This window comes from Pseudomonas sp. LAMO17WK12:I5, from assembly GCF_900215165.1.
Lineage (GTDB): Bacteria > Pseudomonadota > Gammaproteobacteria > Pseudomonadales > Pseudomonadaceae > Aquipseudomonas > Aquipseudomonas putida_A.
The window spans coordinates 196,482-217,712 of the sequence record NZ_OBDS01000008.1; the positions used below are offsets into that span (position 1 = coordinate 196,482).

14 protein-coding genes are annotated in these 21,231 nt (G+C 61.9%); 6 read left to right on the top strand and 8 right to left on the bottom strand.

The genetic code is table 11. The features are described from left to right. The first annotated feature begins 102 nt into the window (after window positions 1–102). Window positions 103–4,719 carry a deaminase domain-containing protein gene (locus CRO59_RS15960; protein WP_097088391.1) on the top strand — a complete coding sequence of 1,539 codons (4,617 nt, stop codon included), beginning with the start codon at window positions 103–105 and terminating at the stop codon, window positions 4,717–4,719. Here the strand turns inward: CRO59_RS15960 and CRO59_RS15965 are convergent, their stop codons facing one another. The 5 genes from CRO59_RS15965 to CRO59_RS15985 form a co-directional block, all read right to left on the bottom strand. Next, window positions 4,720–6,537: an ABC transporter ATP-binding protein gene (locus tag CRO59_RS15965; protein WP_097088393.1), complete on the bottom strand. Its 1,818-nt coding sequence runs from the start codon at window positions 6,535–6,537 to the stop codon at window positions 4,720–4,722. After that, window positions 6,530–7,132: a DsbA family protein gene (locus tag CRO59_RS15970; RefSeq protein ID WP_177409009.1), complete on the bottom strand. Its 603-nt coding sequence runs from the start codon at window positions 7,130–7,132 to the stop codon at window positions 6,530–6,532. Before CRO59_RS15970 ends, CRO59_RS15965 begins: the two co-directional genes overlap by 8 nt. Before the next feature lie 35 nt (window positions 7,133–7,167). Next, the gene (locus CRO59_RS15975; RefSeq protein ID WP_096794914.1) at window positions 7,168–8,109 is read right to left on the bottom strand and encodes a rhodanese-related sulfurtransferase; all 942 of its coding nucleotides are present in this window, start codon (window positions 8,107–8,109) and stop codon (window positions 7,168–7,170) included. Window positions 8,110–8,394: 285 nt separating this feature from the next. Beyond that, the gene (locus CRO59_RS15980; RefSeq protein ID WP_097088397.1) at window positions 8,395–8,694 is read right to left on the bottom strand and encodes a BolA family transcriptional regulator; all 300 of its coding nucleotides are present in this window, start codon (window positions 8,692–8,694) and stop codon (window positions 8,395–8,397) included. Window positions 8,695–8,706: 12 nt separating this feature from the next. Then, entirely contained in the window at window positions 8,707–9,225 is a 519-nt protein-coding gene (locus CRO59_RS15985; protein WP_003226938.1) for a DUF2059 domain-containing protein, read from the bottom strand. Between the two features lie 193 nt (window positions 9,226–9,418). Between CRO59_RS15985 and CRO59_RS15990 the strand changes: the two genes are divergently transcribed. Then, complete coding sequence (locus CRO59_RS15990; RefSeq protein WP_096794913.1) at window positions 9,419–10,813, top strand: class II fumarate hydratase; 1,395 nt, start codon at window positions 9,419–9,421, stop codon at window positions 10,811–10,813. A gap of 123 nt (window positions 10,814–10,936) precedes the next feature. Here the strand turns inward: CRO59_RS15990 and CRO59_RS15995 are convergent, their stop codons facing one another. Next, complete coding sequence (locus CRO59_RS15995; protein WP_097088399.1) at window positions 10,937–11,896, bottom strand: DMT family transporter; 960 nt, start codon at window positions 11,894–11,896, stop codon at window positions 10,937–10,939. Window positions 11,897–12,105: 209 nt separating this feature from the next. Here CRO59_RS15995 and CRO59_RS16000 point away from each other — a divergent pair, with 209 nt between their 5' ends. Continuing rightward, window positions 12,106–12,300, top strand: a complete 195-nt coding sequence (locus tag CRO59_RS16000) for a DUF6316 family protein (protein ID WP_097088401.1) — start codon at window positions 12,106–12,108, stop codon at window positions 12,298–12,300. 120 nt (window positions 12,301–12,420) lie between these two features. On the opposite strand, the gene CRO59_RS16005 is transcribed toward CRO59_RS16000, so the two are convergent. Both CRO59_RS16005 and pap read right to left on the bottom strand, forming a co-directional pair. Continuing rightward, window positions 12,421–13,605, bottom strand: coding sequence for a thiolase family protein (locus CRO59_RS16005; protein WP_097088403.1), 1,185 nt, complete (start codon window positions 13,603–13,605; stop codon window positions 12,421–12,423). A 103-nt stretch (window positions 13,606–13,708) separates the two neighbouring features. Then, window positions 13,709–15,223, bottom strand: a complete 1,515-nt coding sequence (gene pap / locus CRO59_RS16010) for a polyphosphate:AMP phosphotransferase (RefSeq protein ID WP_027612402.1) — start codon at window positions 15,221–15,223, stop codon at window positions 13,709–13,711. A gap of 341 nt (window positions 15,224–15,564) precedes the next feature. Between pap and mnmC the strand changes: the two genes are divergently transcribed. From mnmC to ngg, 3 genes are all read left to right on the top strand, one after another. Next, entirely contained in the window at window positions 15,565–17,544 is a 1,980-nt protein-coding gene (gene mnmC / locus CRO59_RS16015) for a bifunctional tRNA (5-methylaminomethyl-2-thiouridine)(34)-methyltransferase MnmD/FAD-dependent 5-carboxymethylaminomethyl-2-thiouridine(34) oxidoreductase MnmC (protein ID WP_097088405.1), read from the top strand. A 149-nt stretch (window positions 17,545–17,693) separates the two neighbouring features. Next, complete coding sequence (locus tag CRO59_RS16020) at window positions 17,694–19,466, top strand: N-acetylglutaminylglutamine amidotransferase (RefSeq protein WP_097088407.1); 1,773 nt, start codon at window positions 17,694–17,696, stop codon at window positions 19,464–19,466. Between the two features lie 3 nt (window positions 19,467–19,469). Further along, the gene (gene ngg, locus CRO59_RS16025; RefSeq protein ID WP_097088409.1) at window positions 19,470–21,218 is read left to right on the top strand and encodes an N-acetylglutaminylglutamine synthetase; all 1,749 of its coding nucleotides are present in this window, start codon (window positions 19,470–19,472) and stop codon (window positions 21,216–21,218) included. The last annotated feature ends 13 nt before the right edge of the window (window positions 21,219–21,231 follow it).

Genomic DNA, 21,231 nt, shown 5'->3' on the forward strand with positions numbered 1-21,231 from the left:
AGCAAACCAGGACATTTTTCAACCGGCGATACGTATGTACCGCACCCGCTGTTCGCCATGCTTCGACACTGACGGCTTTCAATCATTCCAGAGCCGTTTTCCATGCAGTCACCTTCCGCCACGCTGCAACGCCATACTGCCCAACAGAGCGAATACAGGGCAATGATCACCGCCCTGCGCGCCGTGCTCAGCGCTTCAACCTCACTGCAGACCTACTACCTCACACCCCAGACACATTCACGCCTGGGTACTGCACACGACCAGGCGCAAAACCTTCTGCAAGCACTGTTCGATGACAGCGGCGAGCCACAATTGGCGGCCTACCTGCAAACGTCCAGAGGATCATTGCTGCAAGTCGACGCCGCAGCCGGTCACTGCAGCTTTTCCTTCAATCGTCCCGATGGCAGTTGCGCCCGCTTCACCATCGAGGATGTCACCCGGGCCTCCAGCACAATTCAAGAATTTCAGCGAGCGTTGCTGAGTATAGGCGCACACCTGCGTTCCGACAGGCTGCTGCCGTTGTCACAACTGCTGCGTGAGTCCGGGTTCACATTTGCCGACGTACAGGACGCCACAGCACTGGCCCGGCTGATCGGCAAGGTCGAAGAACAACGCGCCAGCCATCGACTGAATCTGCGGCATCACCCGGCGCTGACGGGACTGATGAGCGACGATGACAAAGCCGCGATTCACGACCTGATTGGCGACTGGCTTACCGGCAAAACCCTGTCGGCCATCGACAGCCTGGCCAGCGAAGTAACGCCCCCATTCACCCGCCAGCAACTGGAACAGCAGCCTGCCGCCTGCCTGGAACGCCTGCTCGACACCCCCAAGGCGCGTGACCTGGGCCAGCGCCTGCTGCAGAAACTGCAATGGTATGGCGCGCGGCCCGATGAACTGACCGTGCCCGATATCGGCCTGCGTTTACTGCTCGAGGCGTTGTGTCTGTGGTACGAACTGCCCGGCGAAGGCAGCTCGACCGAAGTGGCCGGTTTTGCGCTGGAACAACGCGCTCACTACGGCGCCAGCTACGCCAGCATTCGCCGGGATTTTTTACAGCACCTGGAGGATTCTCACCGAACCTCGTCCCCGACCGAAAAACATCTGCTGGGATGGGTATGCCTGACGCAGTTCGGGCCGGAATTTCAAGTGCGCGACATTCCTGACGACCTGCCGTACGCCAGCTCGGTGGTCTGGGTCAATTTCGTGCATGGCGTGCACCTCGCCCATGCCCTCGATCCACAGTTGCTGGAATATCTGAGCTTTCAGCAACTGGTCGATCTGCCGCTGCACAAAAGCGAAAACGCCAGCACCGACCTGCAAACCCTGATCGCCATGACCCGAGTGGCTGCCGCACAGACCTGGACACTGGCCACCGGAGCCCAGGCCGCAGCGAACGAGACATCCGGCGATGACGCTGCCCTGCAAGCGCTGGAAGACCACAAGAAGCAAATGAACGCAGCGATCCTGCAACTGGACATCGAGCCGCCACGGCGACTCGCCCTGGCAAAACAGCAACTGGACAAGGCGCTGGCCAACGAGCTGTACGATCACACGACGATTCGCCTCAAACGCCACCATCCTTCAACGCCCAACCGTAGCCGACGCAGCATTATCGACACCCCGGATGTGGTATTGCCGACCTGGCCGTTGCTGGAGGTCTATGCCGCCGGCGGGTTGAGCAGCGACACACGCTGGTACGTCAGCAACGATGGCCGCAGTGCCAGCGAATGGATCAGCCTCAACGCAGCAGGCAAACTGCAAAGCGGTTTTGTCGATACCGGACATCCAGGCCGACGCCTTTCACGGTTTCCGAGCAACTGCACCTTTCCCGAGATCAGGCCCTTGTTCGAGCAGCAGTTCGATGACTATCTGAGCGAGACCCGCGAAGCCTATGAATACCTGATCAAGTCGCTGCTGGTCACACTGCCGTGGCCCGACCGCCGGGCACTGGAGCACGGCGAAGTGCGGATTCACAGCCTCAGGGATCCGACACGGCATATCGAAGCTCACCTGGAGACAGCGGAAAACATCCTGCCGTACCGGGCTCGCATGGGCTTCGTGTTGCAGGCGACGTATCAGGGCCCGCCACAATTCTACGAATGCCTGCCACGCGCCGGCATCCTTCGCAAACGCCCGGATCTGAATGACACACATGTGGGCGGCCTGTTATTGCCACCCCTGCCGCCCAAACGTGGACGGACCAAGGGCCAGAGCATCAGCCGCATCGTCGCCCGCCGCCTGCCGTTCGATCGAAAAGCACACTGGGACGGTTCGACACCCGCCCCCGACGCCAAATGCGTCGCGATCCTCGAACCGCTGGGCGACTCCCTCCCGGTATCGATGATCCCGGCGGCCCATCACGACAGTTCGCCGAACCTGACCTTCACCTCGCCGCGCACGGCGCACATCGCCTCGTTCATCGCGACCCGGTTGTTCTATGCCGATGAGCAGGCGCTGCGCAGTGAGGCCTGGGGTGATACCCGTTTCGAGCGCGACAGCCGCAAAAAGCACTGGACTCATGCCCTCAAGGGCTTTATCCCGTTCTGGGGCAGTCTCGAAGACCTGCAGTCGGACAGTCTGGGCAAACGCGCAATGGGCGTACTCGGCCTGCTCCTCGATATCGTCTCGTTCGCGATTCCCTTGGGCAAATTCGTCGCCGGCAGCATTCGCCTCGCGGCCGTGGCCGGGAAAATGGCGATTCGCGTCACCCTGCCACGCATGGCGCAATTGTCGAAAAACCTGCTGGTTTCGAGCTTGAGAAACCTCAATCCGCTGGACGCTGCGCCAGCTTTGCTCAAGCTCGGCGGCCGAGGTGCGATCGGCGCAGTGCGGGCCGTGGCGCATCTGGAACACCGCGCGGTTGCACGTCTGAAAAGGCTGGCCGGCAGAAGCGCTGACTATGACCTGCTGCACAGTCTGCCCCAGGCACTGGATGCCGGGCGCTGGAAAGCGCTGAACCCTGCCGATCATCTGGCCGTGGTCAGAGGCATTGACGATGTGCCGGTGCGCAACGTCGGCGACTCGCGGCATCACTTGCTCGATCCGCTGTCCGACCACCCTTATGGGCCGCAGTTGCTCGCACACGAGCATGATTTTTCGCTGGGGCGTTCGCACTACCGCACCGTGAAAAAAACCGACGATCAGATCGATATCGAAGTAGCGCCGAACACCCGCGTCGAGCTTGTCCCCGAGGCTGGCGGACGCACCACGGTCTTGATCGATGATGTGCCCTATCGACTCGACGGCGATGAACTGCGCCGGGTCGAGCTGCTCGATGACAGTCAACACTGGACGCTGCTGCCGTGCCGGATCCGTCGCGCACCGGGCGCGGGCGACTGCCGCGTCAGCTACATCACCGCAGAACCCGCCCCGACGCCCGCCGTCGGCACGATCGACAAGGAAAAGGGTTACGCACCGTGGTTCGGCGAGCGGCTTTCGGAGCCGGCCATGCTGCCCCATCAAGACGGAATGTTCCTGGCGGTCGATGCCAGGCTTTATCAGATCATCGATAACCGCCCGAGGCTGTTCACCGGTGATCTGCGACTCCTTGGATTCCATCAAGGCAGGCTGGTACCAAGACAGCAGATTCAAGCCACGCTGCAGTTTCGCAAAGGCATTTATGCGCGGATAAAAACCGGCGGCAGCTATGACGGGATCAATGACTCACATCAGGTTGGTGCGGTGCTAATGCCGGCCATCGACGACTCGGCCTCCTACGTGTTCTTCCGAATCAACATCCAGGAGTACTACCTGGCCACCATCGCCAAGGGTAAAAAAGCGCCCGATCAATTGACCTTCAGGCGCCTGGCACCCGCCGAACTGGCCGACGGCACCCTCGGTGCTGAATTGCTGACCGTCTACACCGGCTCGCTACACGCCAACAACATCGTGCGCATCCATGGTCTGGAATCGGTGCAGCGCGCGATGCACACCATGGAACAGATCGCGATCCCCATCGGCACCACGGCCATTCCTGCAAACAATATGAAATGGCTGAAGGTCGACACCAGCCCGGGCGAAGCATTGATGTTCGATAATTCGACACGGATGATCGTCACCCGCCTGCCCGAAGGCGCCACCACCTGGACGCGCAGCAGCGAAGCGCCGGAGCTCTTCCGGCAGAAAACCGCAGAGATTTTCGACACGTTGTTTCTGTCACCGACGATCAACCCGGCCAACACCAACGCGCCCCTGCGTATCAACCGTGCCATGCAGAAACTGCACAAACGGTTGCCCGCGCATCAGCAGTCACACAATCCGCGCAACATTGCCTATGCAGAAGTCACCACGACCAGCGGCAATCGGGAGGTGTACGTCAGTGTCTCCGGCGCTCAGGGCAGCACACAGTGCTTGCCGCTGTTTAGCCGCATCAACGCCGATCACGTGCGGATCGGCGACACCACTTACATCAACATCGACTACAACCCAGACTTCCCGCGCACCTCGCTGGAGGTCACCGAGCAAGGGCAACTGCTGGCCGTGCCGCTGACCATCAAGGAGCTGAAAACCTATCAGCCGACGCAGACCAGCCGGCCGACCTCGCTGGACAGCGAAAGCAAACTGATCAGCGTGCTGCGCGAGAAATATCCCGACCCGACAGAAATCCGCGCGGTCGACATCGCAACAACGATGCGCCCGTGCGAATCCTGTTCGGTGGTGATGAAGCAGTTCGGCCATGACGGCGGCGAGGCGGCGTTGCAGGTGCTGTGGGGCTGATTACAGGCGCTGCAGATGGCCGTAGAGTTTGGCGTAGAGGCCGCCATCGGCGATCAGTTGCTGGTGGTCGCCATCCTCGGCCACTTGCCCGCCATCGAACACCAGCACCCGATCCGCCTGCTTCACCGCCGACAGGCGATGGGCAATGATCAGCGTGGTGCGGCCATTGAGGAAGCGCGCCATGGCCTGATGCAGGTTGTATTCGGTGGCAGCGTCGAGGGCTGAAGTGGCTTCGTCGAGAATCACCACTTTCGGCTCGGCGAGGATCATCCGCGCAATTGCCAGACGCTGACGCTGACCACCGGACAGGCGCACGCCGGAACGTCCGACGATGCTGTCGAGTCCGTCCGGCAACGCCCGGATGGTCGTCTCCAACTGGGCGATTTCCAGCGCCTGCCAGCAGGCTTCGTCACTGCGGGTGCGGCCCATGGTCAAGTTGGCGCGGACGGTGTCGTTGAACAGCGCCGGATGCTGCAGCACCACCGCGACGTTTTCACGAATCAGCTCCAGACCGATTTCCTGCTGGGTCGAACCGCCGAAACGGATAGTCCCGGACAACGGCGTGTACAGCCCTAACAACAGTTGCACCAAAGTGCTTTTGCCGCCGCCGCTGGCGCCGACAATCGCGACTTTTTCACCGGGGGCGATGGACAGGTTCATCTGATCCACCACCAATTCATCGCCGTAACCGAAGCTCAGTCCCTGCACCTCGATACCCACGGTTTCCCGCCCCTTGAACGGATCGACGCCGCCCGGGTATTGCGGCTCGTCAGCCCGCGCCAGCAGTTCGTTGATCCGCGCCAGTGCGCCACCCGCCGCGTAGTAGGCGTATTGCAGATTGAGCAGTTGTTCGACCGGGCCGATCATGAACCACAGGTAGCTGAACACCGCGAGCATCTGGCCGATCGACAGGTCGGAGAACAGCACCGTGAGCATCGCCGCCGCGCGGAAAATATCGATGCCGAACTGGAACAGCAGACCGCTGGCACGGTTCGAGGCATCGGTCTTCCACTGCGAGTTGACCGCATAGTTACGCACTTCCTGCGCGCGCAAGCCGAGTCGCCCGAGGAAGAAACCCTGACGGTTGCCGGCGCGCACTTCCTGGATCGCATCGAGGGTTTCGCTCAAGGCTTGAGTGAAACGCGAGGTGCTGTCGTTCTCCAGTTTCTTCAGGTGCTTGACCCGCTTGCCCAGTTGCACCGTGGCGTAGATCACCAATGGATTGAACAGCAGGATCAGCAGCGCCAGCTTCCAGTGCATCCACATCAGGATGCTCGCGGTGCCGACCAGCGTCAGCATCGCCACCAGAAACCGGCTGAGGGTTTCGCCGACAAACTTGTCGAGGGTGTCGAGGTCAGTGACCAGATGCGTGGTCACGGTGCCGCTGCCGAGGCTTTCGTATTCGCCGAGGGAGATCCTTTTCAGGCGCTCGATCAGCCGCACGCGAATGCGGTAGACGATGTCTTTCGCCAACCGGGCGAACAGCCGCGCCTGCAACACGCCAAAACACAGGGCGCTGCAACGCAGAGTCAGGGTGACCACCAGCATCAGGCCGATGTAACCCGCCGCTTGTTGCCACATCGACGGCAGCACGTGGTTCATGACTTTCAGCGCGGCATCGCCATGCCCGAGCAGGACTTCGTCCACCAGCAAGGGCAACAGCAACGGAATCGGCACACTGCACAGCGTCGCCAGCACGGCCACGCCGTTGGCGATCCACAGGGATTTTTTGTGATGCAGTGCCAGGCGCCGGACTTCTGCCCAGCTCAGCCGGTCGACACGCTTTACGGCTGGCGTGTCATCGGCCAGGTCAGGCACAGGCGGCGCGCTCCAGCCAGCGACCAAGCAGCGGCGAGAGTTCGCTGAGCGGTTGATAGCCGTTGGTCAACAGCGCCAGTTGGCCGTTGCGCTCGGCGAGCAGGGTCGGGAACCCGGCGATGCCCAGATCCTGCACCCAGCTGAAATCAGCCTGAGTCGCCTTGTGCTGATCGGCATGATCGAACAGCGCGGCAAACTCGATACGCGGTACGCCGGCCTGTTCGGCCAGTTCGACCAACACACTGGCCTGGGTGACATCGCGACCTTCAGCATAAAACGCCTGCTGGATCAGGCCGACCAGCGTCCACGCGCAATCCGGCGCCAGGCTGCGCGCGGTGACGATTGCCCGACAGGCCGGCTCGGTGTCGTAGACAAAACCGTCGGGCAACGCCCCGTCGAACTTGAACGGCTGACCGGTAGCCTCGTTGACCGCTTGCCAGTGCTCGAGGATGTAGCGACGTGTAGTCGGTTCCAATGCCGCACCACTGCCGGTGCGCAACCCGCCGACCACCAGGTGCAACTCCACCCCGGCTGCCTGCGCCTGCTCGACCAATGCCTTGGCAACCGGAGCGAACCCCCAGCACCAGGAACACATCGGATCCATCACATAGAGCAGGCGCGCAGTCATGATCAGGCCTCGGTGGATGCTTGTTTATAGTTGTAGCCGATCGGGTGCGGCATGTTGCGCGCCTTGGCCAGTTCGATCTGCTTCTGCCGATCGATGGCGCTGCGGCGGGTTTTCTCGCTCAGCTTGTCCCAGCAATGCGGGCAGCTGATGCCGGCCACGTAGTGCTCGGAGGCGCGATCCTCAACACTGACCGGTGTGCGGCAGGCATGACATTGATCGTAGTCGCCTTCGCTGAGGTCGTGACGCACGGTCACGCGGTTGTCGAACACGAAGCAGTCACCCTGCCACTTGGTTTCTTCCTGCGGCACCTCTTCGAGGTACTTCAGGATGCCGCCCTTGAGGTGGTAAACCTCTTCGAACCCCTCGCCCAGCATGTAACTGGAGGCTTTCTCGCAGCGAATGCCGCCGGTGCAGAACATCGCGACCTTCTTGTGCACGGCCGGGTCGAAGTGTTCTTTGATGTAGTCGGGGAATTCGCGAAAACTGGTGGTTTTCGGATCGATGGCGCCTTCGAAGGTGCCGATCGCCACTTCGTAGTCGTTGCGGGTGTCGATCAGCAGCACTTCCGGGTCGCTGATCAGCGCGTTCCAGTCCTGCGGCTCAACGTAGGTGCCGACCTTTTTGTTCGGGTCCACGCCTTCGACGCCAAGGGTGACGATCTCTTTCTTCAGCTTGACCTTGGTGCGGTAGAACGGCTGCTCGTCGCAGTACGACTCTTTGTGGTCGATGTCGATCATGCGCGGGTCGTTCTTCAGCCAGGCGAGCAGGCCGTCGATGCCTTCGCGAGTGCCGGAAACCGTACCGTTGATGCCTTCCTCGGCGATCAGCAAGGTGCCTTTGATACCGTTGTCGACCATCGCTTGCAGCAGGGGCTCGCGCAGGTCAACGTAATCTTCGAGGGTGACGAACTTATACAGTGCCGCCACGACAATCGGTTGTGTCATGGGTATTTCTCCAGGTGGCTACCCTCGCAAAGGGTGAACCGGATTCAAAAAAAACGCGCCGGGTGAGCGGCGCGTTGCGGATTCTAGCAAAAACACGGTGGATTTAGGATCTGTCAAAACTACTGTGGTGAGGGGATTTATCCCCGATCGGCTGCGCAGCAGTCGTAAATCCTGAGAATGCGGTTTAACGGTTGTAAATGGATTGAATGGTTTCAGGGCTACTTCGTAGCCCATCGGGGATAAATCCCCTCACCACAAAAGCCCCTGCCACAACTGCATCCAATATCAGTGTTTGCTACCGCCGGCACAGGTCGGCGACGCCGGGGCGGCGCCGACTTCTACCCATTCCTGCGGGGTGTAGGTGTGCAGCGCCAACGCATGGAACTCGCCCATCAGCTCGCCGAGCGTGCCGTAGACTTTCTGGTGGCGCTTGACCCGGTTCAGGCCTTCGAACTGCGCGCTGACCACCACTGCCTTGAAGTGCGTCTGTAACCCGCGACTGTGCATGTGGCTTTCGTCCAGCACTTGCAGATGCTCAGGCTGCAGCAGGCCCAGCGTCGATTCGATGCGTTGTTGCATGGTCATCACGAACTCCGCTTACTTCTTCTTGGCCGGCGCAGCGCCTTTCGGTGCCAGCTCGTTGGTCATGTCGTCGAGCAGCTTGTTGACGACAGGCACGGCGCTTTCCAGCTTGGCCTGAGTCATCTGGGCCGATTGCTGGGTCAGCTGCGGCATTTTCTCCAGGACTTTCTTGCCCAGTGGCGACTGGTAGAACGCGACCAGGTCTTTGAGCTCCGATTCGCTGAAGTTGCTGGTGTAGAGCTTGACCATGTCAGGCTTGAGCTTGTTCCAGCCGATGGCCTGGTCCAGGGCGGCGTTGGCCTTGGCCTGGTAGGTTTCCAGTACGGCTTTCTTGGATTCCGGGGCTTTGGTCTGTTCAAAACGCTGAGCGAACATTTGCTGCACTTGCATGTACACCGGAGTGCCCAGCTTGTCAGCGTGCGCCAGGGTCAGGAAAGCTTCAGCACTGGCGTTGTGGCTGGCGGTATCGGCAAGCACCTGGCCGCTGGCGCAAACCAGTGCAACCGCGGTGCAGATGGCACGAAGACGAGTCATCGAGTTTCCTTTTCAGCTAGGCGAGGTCAAACCCCAAGGGCGACCATTCTGCGCCTAAAAAACCTTATGGCTCAACCCCCGGCCCTTGCCGTGCTTGATTGGCCGGGTTTTACCGGTCAACAATCGGTTCGAGGGAACCACCTGGGCCTGACCGGGCCTAAACTGCGCAAACGAACCAACAGGAGTGTGCACGATGAGCCGTATCGAAACCGACAGCCTGGGCCAGATCGAAGTCCCGGACGACGCCTACTGGGGTGCTCAGACGCAACGCTCGCTGATCAACTTCGCCATTGGTCAGGAACGCATGCCGCTGCCGGTACTGCACGCCCTGGCCCTGATCAAGAAAGCCGCCGCCCGGGTCAACGACCGCAACGGCGACCTGCCCGCCGACATCGCCCGCCTGATCGAACAGGCCGCCGACGAAGTCCTCGACGGCCAGCACGACGACCAGTTTCCGCTGGTGGTCTGGCAGACCGGCAGCGGTACCCAGAGCAACATGAACGTCAACGAAGTGATCGCCGGTCGCGCCAACGAACTGGCCGGCAACCCGCGCGGCGGCAAAACGCCGGTGCACCCCAACGATCACGTCAACCGCTCGCAAAGCTCCAACGACTGCTTCCCTACCGCCATGAGCATCGCCACTGCCAAAGCCGTGCAGGAGCAATTGCTGCCGGCGATCGCCGAGCTGTCCGGCGGCCTCGCCGAATTGGCCGCACGGCACATGAAACTGGTGAAGACCGGTCGCACACACATGATGGACGCGACGCCGATCACCTTCGGTCAGGAATTGTCGGGCTTTATAGCGCAGCTGGATTACGCCGAACGGGCGATCCGCGCCGCGCTGCCGGCGGTGTGTGAGCTGGCGCAGGGCGGCACGGCGGTCGGCACCGGTCTGAATTCGCCGCACGGCTTTGGCGAAGCGATTGCCGCCGAACTCGCCGCCCTGTCCGGCCTGCCCTTCGTCACTGCGCCGAACAAGTTTGCTGCGCTGGCCGGGCATGAGCCGCTGACCAGTCTGTCCGGCGCCTTGAAGACCCTCGCCGTGGCGCTGATGAAAATCGCCAACGACCTGCGCCTGCTCGGCTCCGGCCCTCGCGCTGGCTTTGCCGAAGTGAAACTGCCGGCGAACGAACCGGGCAGCTCGATCATGCCCGGCAAGGTCAACCCGACTCAGTGCGAAGCGCTGTCGATGCTGGCCTGCCAGGTGTTGGGCAACGACGTCACCATCGGCATCGCCGCCAGTCAGGGCCACCTGCAACTGAATGTGTACAAACCGGTGATCATCCACAACGTGTTGCAATCGATCCGCCTGCTCGCCGACGGTTGTAGCAACTTCCAGCAGCACTGCATTGCAGGCCTTGAGCCGGACGCGCAGGTCATGGCCCAGCACCTGGAACGCGGTCTGATGCTGGTGACCGCGCTGAATCCGCACATCGGTTACGACAAGTCGGCGGAAATCGCCAAGAAGGCTTACGGTGAGGGCCTGACCTTGCGCGAGGCGGCGCTGCAGCTGGGGTATCTGACCAGTGAAGAGTTCGATGCCTGGGTGCGGCCGGAGAACATGATTGAGGCTGGCGCCAAGGGCTGATTCCTGTAGCGCCTGAAAGTCCGTCTTCGCGAGCAGGCTCGCTCCCACAGTGAACCGCATTCTCATGTTGGAAAAGCGGTCAATTGTGGGAGCGAGCCTGCTCGCGAATGGGAGCAGCGCGGTCTAACTGGCTGCAATCCGCATCCGCCGCGCCTTCAACCCGGCAATCAGCGACGGCCCCAACGCCACCAGCGCCGACCCCAGCACCACCAGCACCGCCCCGCCATAACCCAGCCCATTGATCTGCTCGGCATGCACATATTCCGGCCACACCCCGGCGGCAATCGCCACCGCGCCAAAGGTCACCAACGGCGTGATCGCCAGCGTCGCACTGACCCGCGAGGCCTCCCAGTGCGCCAGTGCTTCAGCAAAGGCACCGTAGGCAATCAGCGTGTTCATGCAGCACGCCAGCAACAGCCAACCCTGCACCGGGCTCAGTTCCAGTGCTTCGAGCGGATGCACCCACGGTGTCAGCAACAGCGCGCAGAACAGGTAGATCACCATCATCACCTGCAACGAATTCCACACCGTGAGCAATTGCTTCTGGCCCAGCGCGTAGAAGGTCCAGACCGTCGAGGCCAGCAGCACCAGCAACACGCCGGCGGTGTAGTCCGACAATGAGGTGAGCAGTTCAGCCAGACGCTGATTGAAGAACAGCGCAAAGCCGATCAGCAGCACCGCCAGGCCAATGCCCTGACCGATGCTGAAGCGCTCCTTGAACACAAACAGACTGGCGATCAGCAACATGATCGGCCCCATCTGCACCACCAGTTGCGCGGTGCCGGGGCTGAGCAGGTTAAGGCCCATCAGGTACAGCACGTAGTTGCCCACCAGCCCGAGCACCGCCATCAGCACCAGCCAGCCGCCCCGGGGGCCGAGCACCTTGCGGCTCGGCAGGCGGCGCGTGGCCGCCAGGTAGATGAACAGGCAGCCGCCCGACACCAACAGGCGAAACCAGGTCACGGTGATCGGGTCCATCACCTGCAGCACCTGCTTGAGTTTGATTGGCAGGATGCCCCACAAAAACGCCGTCAGCAGCGCCAGGAACAGACCGTAAACCCAGCGACCGGATGAAATGTGCATGCGAACCCCAATGCCTGCTGACGAGAGCGGTCATTCTAGGCCCGCCGACAGACGCAACACAGGGACAGTTCGGGCCAGGCCGCGAATGAAACTGTGCAGGTCGCAGCATTAAATTGACGCTTTGCCGTTGATCGGCTGACGAGGCGCGCCAAGTGCTTCAGGCATAAGCTGATTGGATCCCTGCAACGGATCACTTAAGGAGCCGGATCATGTACGGAATGCGCGCCGATGACAGCGCCCCCGCCACGCACTTTCGCAGCGACCGGTTGTGTCGGGTCAATGGCGAACTGTTTTTCAGCACGCGGGAGAACACCCTTGAGGGGCCGTTCGCTTCCCCGGAGAAGGCTGAGCAGGAAATTCAGGCGTATATCGCGCGGATGCAGCTTCTGGATTCCAATAGCTAAACCGCGGCGCTGCCTTCGCGAGCAAGCCCGCTCCCACATTTTGATCGGTGTACGCCGTACCAATGTGGGAGCGGGCTTGCTCGCGAAGGCGCCCTGACAGGCAATACAGACTTTGCAGGCTTAACGCACCGCCTCAAACAACCCCGTCGCCCCCATCCCGCCCCCCACGCACATGGTCACGATGCCGTAACGCAAATTACGCCGCTGCAACTCACGCACCAGATGCCCGACCTGCCGCGACCCGGTCATGCCGAACGGGTGGCCGATGGAAATCGAGCCGCCGTTGACGTTGTATTTGTCGTTGTCGATCTCCAGCCGATCGCGGGCATACAGACATTGCGAAGCAAACGCCTCGTTCAGCTCCCACAGATCGATATCCGCCACCTGCAAGCCTCTGGCCTTGAGCAGTTTCGGCACCGAGAACACCGGGCCGATGCCCATTTCGTCCGGCTCGCAACCGGCGACGGTGAAGCCACGGAAAAACGCCTTCGGCTTGAGCCCCAGTTGCAGGGCTTTTTCCAGGCTCATCACCAGCGTCATCGAGGCGCCGTCAGACAGCTGCGATGAGTTGCCAGCGGTGACCGAGCCGTCCTCGGCAAACACCGGTTTCAGTCCGGCGAGACTTTCGTAAGTGGTGTCCGGGCGGTTGCAGTCGTCGTGATCGACGATGCCATCGAGGATCTGCACCTCACCACTGTTCTTGTCCTCGACCCGGTACTTGACCGCCATCGGCACAATTTCATCATTGAACAGCCCGGCCGCCTGCGCCTGGGCGGTGCGCAACTGGCTTTGCAGCGCGTAACGATCCTGGGCCTCGCGGCTGACGTCATAACGGCGCGCGACCACTTCGGCGGTCTGGCCCATGGTGTAGTAGATGCCCGGCACCTGCTGCTTGAGCAACGGGTTGATCAGGTGATCGGTGTTGACGCTTTTCAGGGTCAGACTGATTGATTCGACGCCGCCGGCAACAATGATGTCGCTGCAACCGGAGGCGATCTGGTTGGCGGCAATCGCGATCGCCTGCAACCCCGACGAGCAGAAACGGTTGAGGGTCATGCCGGCCACGCCGGTGCCCAGACGCGACAGCACCGCCACGTTGCGGCCGATGTTGTAACCCTGCGCGCCCTCGTTGGAGCCGGCGCCGACAATGCAGTCCTCGACGCTGCCCGGGTCGATGTCATTGCGCGACAGCAGCGCGTTGACGCAATGGGCCGCCATGTCGTCGGGGCGGGTCTGGTTGAACTTGCCGCGAAAGGACTTGGCCAGGCCGGTCCGCACGCTGTCGACGATCACCACTTCACGCATGGCATACCTCAATTGTTGTTGTCGGAGGAGAGTGGACCGAGCATAAGTCCACCCTGCCGCCGACCGCGACAATCATTCACCCCGCGTATGCGGGTCCATCGGCTCAGTCCTTGTGTTTTTTCGCGCGTTTGTCGGACTTCGCGAAAGCTTCCTCAAGCGCTCGGTTAATCGTGCGCAGCACCTTGACCCGGGCCCAGCGCTTGTCATTGGCCTCGACCAGCGTCCACGGCGAAATCTCGGTGCTGGTGCGGTCAACCATGTCGCCCACGGCAGCGCGGTAGGCGTCCCACTTGTCGCGGTTGCGCCAGTCGTCCTCGGTGATCTTGAAGCGCTTGAATGGAATCTGCTCGCGGGCCTGGAAGCGCTCCATCTGCGTGTCCTTGTCGATCGCCAGCCAGAACTTGACGACGATGACCCCGGCGTCAGCGATCTGCTCTTCGAAATCGTTGATCTCGCTGTAAGCCCGCAGCCAGTCGGCCGGGCTGCAGAAGCCCTCGACCCGCTCCACCAGCACCCGGCCATACCAGGAGCGGTCGAACACGGTGAACTTGCCCCGGGCCGGCAAATGCCGCCAGAAGCGCCACAGATACGGCTGCGCGCGCTCCTCTTCAGTGGGCGCGGCAATCGGCACGATGCTGTACTGACGCGGATCGAGCGCCGCCGCGACCCGACGAATCGCCCCGCCCTTGCCCGCCGCATCGTTGCCTTCGAACACCGCCACCAATGCATGGCGGCGCATGCGCTTGTCACGCATCAGCCCGGACAGCCGCGCCTGCTCGGTGATCAGTTGTTCCTCGTAGTCCTTCTTTTCCAGTCGCTGGTTCAGGTCGAGGCTGTCGAGCAGGTTGAGTTGATCGACCGCCGTGCCCAACGGGGCGGCGTTGACCTCTTCGGTATGCACCTCTGGACGCTTGAGCGCATTCTGCAGGCCCTCCAGCAGGATTTTGCCGACGGCGAGACTGCGATAATTGGCGTCCATGCCTTCGATGATGTGCCATGGCGCGTAGTCGCGGCTGGTGCGGCGCAACACACGCTCGCCGTATTTGACGAACTTGTCGTAGGTCTGCGATTGCTGCCAGTCCAGCGGGCTGATGCGCCAGCTGTGCAGCGGGTCGTCGGCCAGCGCCTTGAGCCGCGCTTTCATCTGCTTCTTGGACAGGTGGAACCAGAACTTGAAGATCAGCGCGCCTTCATCGCAGAGCATTTTTTCCAGACGCTCGGCGGCGTTGATCGCCTGGTCCAGGCGTGGATCCTTGAACAGACCGTGGACCCGCCCTTGAAGCATCTGGCTGTACCAGTTGCCAAAGAAAACCCCCATCCGCCCCTTGGCCGGGAGCATCCGCCAGTAACGCCAGGCCGGTGGATGCGCCAGCTCTTCATCGGTCTGCTGATCGAAAGTACGCACCTCGATCAGACGCGGGTCCATCCACTCGTTGAGCAACTTGACGGTCTCGCCCTTGCCGGCGCCCTCGATGCCGTTGATCAGAATGATCACCGGAAAACGCTTCTGCTGCTGCAACTCGAACTGCGCTTCCAGCAGTGCTTCACGCAAGGCAGGTACAGCCGCGTCGTAAGTCTCTTTGTCGATGGCATGGCCGATTTCGGCGGATTCAAACATGGGGACGGCTCCTTCCAGGATTCAGCAAGACTAGCGGATTGGGCATGGGCGCGGCGGAGAAATTCCGCTCCTTTTGGCTTCAAGAAAAACTCTGTGGTGAGGGGATTTATCCCCGATGGGCAGCGCAGCGGCCCCAAAGCCATTCAACGCCAGATGCACGCTGGTAGCGGGATTGCGACTGCTACGCAGCCGATCGGGGATAAATCCCCTCGCCACAGGTTGCTCTGATCCGCGCCCAAATCGTTGATTGTCTTCGAGGCTGCACAGCCAGGCCTTGCCATGGATCAAGCACCCTCCGCCCGATCGGCTAGAATGGCCGCCTTGTCGTTGCCGAGCCTGCCATGAAACCTGTATTGCCCCACGCCCAACTCGACTGGGATGACCACGGACGCCCACGTTCGCGGGTGTTCGATGATGTGTATTTTTCCGACCAGTCGGGGCTGGATGAAACCCGTTACGTGTTCCTCGAACAGAACCGTCTGGCCGAGCGCTTTGCCGCGCTGCCGGCGCACGGGCGACTGGTGATCGGCGAAACCGGCTTCGGCACCGGGCTGAATTTCCTTTGCGCCTGGCAGTTGTTCGAACAGCATGCGGTGGCCGGTGCGCGGCTGCATTTCGTCAGCGTCGAAAAATACCCGTTGAGCCCGGCCGATCTGCAACGGGCGCTGGCCTTGTGGCCGCAGCTCAAGCCACTGGCCGATCAACTGCTGACGCAGTACGTGGCGATCCATCAGGGCTTTCAGCGGATCATTCTCGGCAATGGCCGCGTGACGCTGACGCTGCTGATCGGCGATGCGCTGGAGCAACTGCCGCAACTCGATGCGCAGATTGATGCGTGGTTTCTCGACGGTTTCGCCCCGGCGAAAAACCCCGACATGTGGACCGCTGAACTGTTCGTCGAACTGGCTCGACTGGCCGCGCCGGGTTCGACCATCAGCACCTTCACCAGCACCGGTTGGGTGCGGCGTCTGCTCAACGCCGCCGGGTTCAAGATGAAACGCACGCCGGGCATCGGCCACAAGTGGGAGATCCTGCGCGGCGAGTTTCTCGGCTGGCCGCAGGACGTCGCGCCACCACTGCCGGACAAACCGTGGTTCGCTCGCCCTGCCCCGCTGACCGGCGAGCGTCGGGCGCTGGTGATCGGCGCCGGGCTGGCCGGTTGTGCGACCGCTGCCAGCCTCGCCGCGCGCGGCTGGCAAGTCAGTCTGCTGGAGCGTCACGAGGCCGTGGCACAGGAAGCGTCGGGCAATCCGCAGGGCGTCCTGTACCTGAAGTTGTCGGCCCACGGCACCGCGTTGTCGCAACTGATCGTCAGCGGCTTCGGCTACACCCGCCGCCTGCTGGAAACCCTGCAACGCGGCACCGACTGGGACGATTGCGGCGTGCTGCAACTGGCTTTCAATGCCAAGGAAGCCGAGCGTCAGGCGCAACTGGCCGCGGCCTTCCCGGAAGATCTGGTGCACTGGCTTGATCAGCCGCAAGCCGAAATCCAAGCCGGGATTGCGCTGGCACACGGCGGGCTGTTCTACCCCGAAGGGGGCTGGGTGCATCCACCCGCGCTGTGCCAGGCGCAAGCCGCGCAAGCAAACATCGAACTGCTCAAGCATCACGATGCGCTGGAACTGCGCAAGGTCGAAGGTCAGTGGCAAGCCCTCGACGGCGAGCGCGTGCTCGCCAGCGCGCCGGTGGTGATATTGGCCGGCGCGGCGGAGATCAAACGCTTTGCGCAAAGTGCCGAGTTGCCGCTCAAGCGCATTCGCGGGCAAATCACGCGCCTGCCGCAAACCGCTGAAAGCCAGGCGCTGCGCACCGTGGTCTGCGCCGAAGGTTATGTCGCGCCGGCACGCTTGGGCGAACACACGCTGGGCGCGAGTTTCGACTTCAACAGCGATGACCTGACGCCGACCACCGCCGAACACCTGGGCAATCTGGCGATGCTCGAAGAGATCTCCGGCGATCTGGTGGCGCGCCTGCACATCAATCAACTGCCCCCGGAAACCCTGGAGGGACGCGCCGCATTCCGCTGCACCAGTCCCGACTATCTGCCGATCGTCGGCCCCCTCGCCGACCGCACAGCCTTCGCTCAGGCCTATGCGGCGTTGAGCAAGGATGCACGACAAGTGCCGGACATCGCCTGCCCTTGGCTCGATGGCCTGTACGTCAACAGCGGCCACGGTTCACGCGGGCTGATCACCGCGCCGCTGTCGGGCGAACTGCTCGCGGCGTGGCTGGACAACGAGCCGCTGCCACTGCCCAGAAGTGTCGCCGAAGCCTGCCACCCCAACCGTTTCGCGCTGCGTACGTTGATTCGCGGCAAATGAAAAATCGCGACTGGCCGCTGGTCAGTCGCCCCCTCTTATAACTCATCGTTCTAAAACTCCCACATCTGCAGCGGGTCAGTTTCTGAGTACCGGCCATTTTGGCCTGACTTGAATCACCCCTCCCCAACGGAAAAACCGGTAAGGACTTTATGTGCGGATTAGCTGGCGAGTTACGTTTTGATCATCAACCTGCAGACCTTGCAGCGGTAGAGCGAATCACCCATCACCTGGCCCCTCGCGGCCCCGACGCGTGGGGCTTCCATGCCCAAGGGCCGATTGCCCTGGGCCATCGTCGCCTGAAAATCATGGACCTGTCGGATGGCTCGGCGCAGCCGATGATCGACAGCCAACTCGGCTTGTCCCTGGCCTTCAACGGCGCGATCTACAACTTTCCGGAACTGCGCGCCGAACTCGAAGCGCTGGGCTACGCCTTCTATTCCGGTGGCGACACCGAAGTGCTGCTCAAGGGCTACCACGCCTGGGGCGAAGCGCTGCTGCCGAAACTCAACGGCATGTTCGCGTTCGCCATCTGGGAGCGTGATGCCCAGCGCCTGTTCATCGCTCGCGACCGTCTCGGCGTGAAGCCTTTGTACCTGTCGCGCACCGGCCAGCGTTTGCGCTTTGCCTCGGCCCTGCCGGCGCTGCTCAAGGGCGGCGACATCAACCCGATCCTCGATCCGGTGGCGCTCAATCACTACCTGAATTTCCATGCGGTGGTGCCGGCTCCACGCACCTTGCTCGCGGGCATCGAAAAGCTGCCGCCAGCGACTTGGATGCGCGTCGAAGCCGATGGCCGCACCGAGCAGAAAACCTGGTGGACCCTGCCCTACGGCCCACACGACGACGAGAAAAATCTGACCCTCGAAGACTGGCGCGACCGTGTACTCGACAGCACCCGCGAGGCCGTGGCAATCCGTCAGCGCGCGGCGGTGGATGTCGGCGTGCTGCTTTCCGGCGGTGTCGATTCGAGCATGCTCGTCGGCCTGCTGCGAGAAGTCGGGGTGGAGAACCTGTCGACCTTTTCCATCGGTTTTCAGGATGCCGGCGGCGAGCGTGGCGATGAATTCCAGTATTCCGATCTGATCGCCAAGCACTACGGCACTCAACATCATCAATTGCGCATCGACGAAAAAGAGATCATCGAGCAACTGCCCGCTGCGTTCCGTTCGATGAGCGAGCCGATGGTCAGCCACGACTGCATCGCCTTCTACCTGTTGTCGCGCGAAGTGGCCAAGCATTGCAAAGTGGTGCAGAGCGGCCAGGGCGCGGATGAGCTGTTCGCCGGTTATCACTGGTATCCGCAAGTCGACGGTGCGGCGGATCCATACGCAGCCTATCGTGCGGCGTTCTTCGACCGCAGCTACGACGACTACGCCGCCACCGTGCAACCGAAATGGCTGACCGCGAATGACGCGGCCGGCGACTTCGTGAAGGAGCATTTCGCTCAACCCGGAGCTGATGCGGCAGTGGATAAAGCCCTACGTCTGGACAGCACGGTGATGCTGGTGGACGACCCGGTCAAACGCGTCGACAACATGACCATGGCCTGGGGCCTGGAGGCTCGCACGCCGTTTCTCGACTATCGCCTGGTGGAACTCTCGGCGCGGATTCCCGGCCAGTTCAAGCTGCCCGACGGCGGCAAACAGGTGTTGAAAGAAGCCGCACGCCTGGTGATTCCAAGCGAAGTGATCGACCGCAAGAAAGGTTACTTCCCGGTGCCGGGCCTCAAGCACTTGCAAGGCGACACCCTGAACTGGGTGCGTGAACTGCTGCTGGATCCGAGCCAGGATCGTGGCCTGTTCAACCCGGCCATGCTCGACAAATTGCTGACTGATCCGCAAGGCCAACTGACGCCATTGCGCGGCTCGAAACTGTGGCAACTGGCGGCCCTGAACCTGTGGCTCAGTGAACAAGGAATCTGATTGATGAAACCTCACGCCACAGCGATCAATCAGCGCCTGATACGCGGTCAGACACCGTCGTATGAACGCTTGCAGGCGCGTCTGGCCGAAGACGGCAGCGAACTCGGCGCCGACCCCATCGCCGTACATTGCGGTTGGGGCCGGCTGCTGATCGGCCACACTTTCCCTGACCCGGCGACGCTGGCGCAGGAACTGCTCAACGAGCAGCCCGGCGAACGCGATATCGCCCTTTATGTCGCCGCACCGCAGCAGATTCTCGGGCTGGAACCGACGCAACTGTTTCTCGACCCATCCGATACTCTGCGCCTGTGGTTCAGCGATTACCGCCAGGCCACCCGCGTGTTTCGCGGCTTCCGCATTCGTCGGGCGCAAAGCGAAGCGGACTGGCAAGCGATCAATCTGCTGTATCAGGCACGCGGCATGTTGCCGATCGATGCCACGCGCCTGACCCCGCATCATCAGGGCGGTCCGGTGTACTGGCTGGCCGAAGATGAAGACAGTGGCGCGGTAATCGGCAGCGTCATGGGCCTCAATCACCAGAAAGCCTTCAACGATCCGGAACATGGCAGCAGCCTGTGGTGCTTGGCGGTGGATCCGCAGTGCTCGCGGCCCGGTGTCGGTGAAGTGCTGGTGCGGCATTTGATCGAGCACTTCATGAGTCGTGGTCTGAGTTATCTGGATCTGTCGGTGCTGCATGACAACCGTCAGGCCAAAAATCTTTACGCCAAGCTCGGTTTTCGCAACCTCTCGACCTTCGCCATCAAGCGCAAGAACGGCATCAATCAGACGCTGTTCCTCGGGCCCGGGCCGGAAGCCAACTTCAACCCTTATGCGCGGATCATCGTCGAGGAAGCGCACCGGCGCGGCATCGACGTGCAGGTGGACGATGCCGAAGCCGGGCTGTTCACCCTCAGCCATGGCGGGCGCCGGGTACGTTGCCGCGAATCGTTGAGCGACCTGACCAGCGCGATCAGCATGGGTCTGTGCCAGGACAAAAGCCTGACCCACAAAGTGTTGAAAGGTGCTGGCCTGAAGCTGCCTTCGCAGCAACTGGCGGGCAACGCCGACGACAACCTGGCGTTTCTCGATGAGCATCAACGCGTGGTGGTCAAGCCGCTCGACGGTGAACAAGGCCAGGGCGTGGCGGTGGATCTGCAGAGCATCGAAGAGGTGCAGCAGGCCATTGAAGCCGCCAAGCGTTTCGACAGCCGCGTGCTGCTGGAAAGCTTCCACGAAGGCCTCGACCTGCGAATTCTGGTGATCGGTTTTGAGGTGGTGGCGGCAGCGATTCGTCGTCCCGCCGAGGTGGTCGGTGACGGCCATCATTCGATCGGTGCATTGATCGAGGCGCAGAGCCGGCGTCGGCAAGCCGCTACCAGTGGCGAGAGCAAGATCCCGCTGGATCACGAAACCCAACGCACCCTGCACGCGGCCGGGTATGACTACAGCAGCATCCTGCCGGCGGGCGAGCACCTGTTCGTCCGTCGCACGGCCAATCTGCACACCGGTGGCACGCTGGAGGATGTCACGGCAATTCTGCACCCGACGCTGGTCGATGCCGCCGTCCGCGCAGCGCGGGCGCTGGATATTCCAATGGTCGGCCTCGACTTGATGGTGCCGGCGGCGGATCAGCCGGAGTACGTGTTTATCGAAGCCAATGAACGCGCCGGCCTGGCCAATCACGAGCCGCAGCCGACGGCGGAGCGGTTTGTCGATTTGTTGTTTCCGCACAGTCAGCCGGCTGTTTCTTGATTCCGAGGTGTCT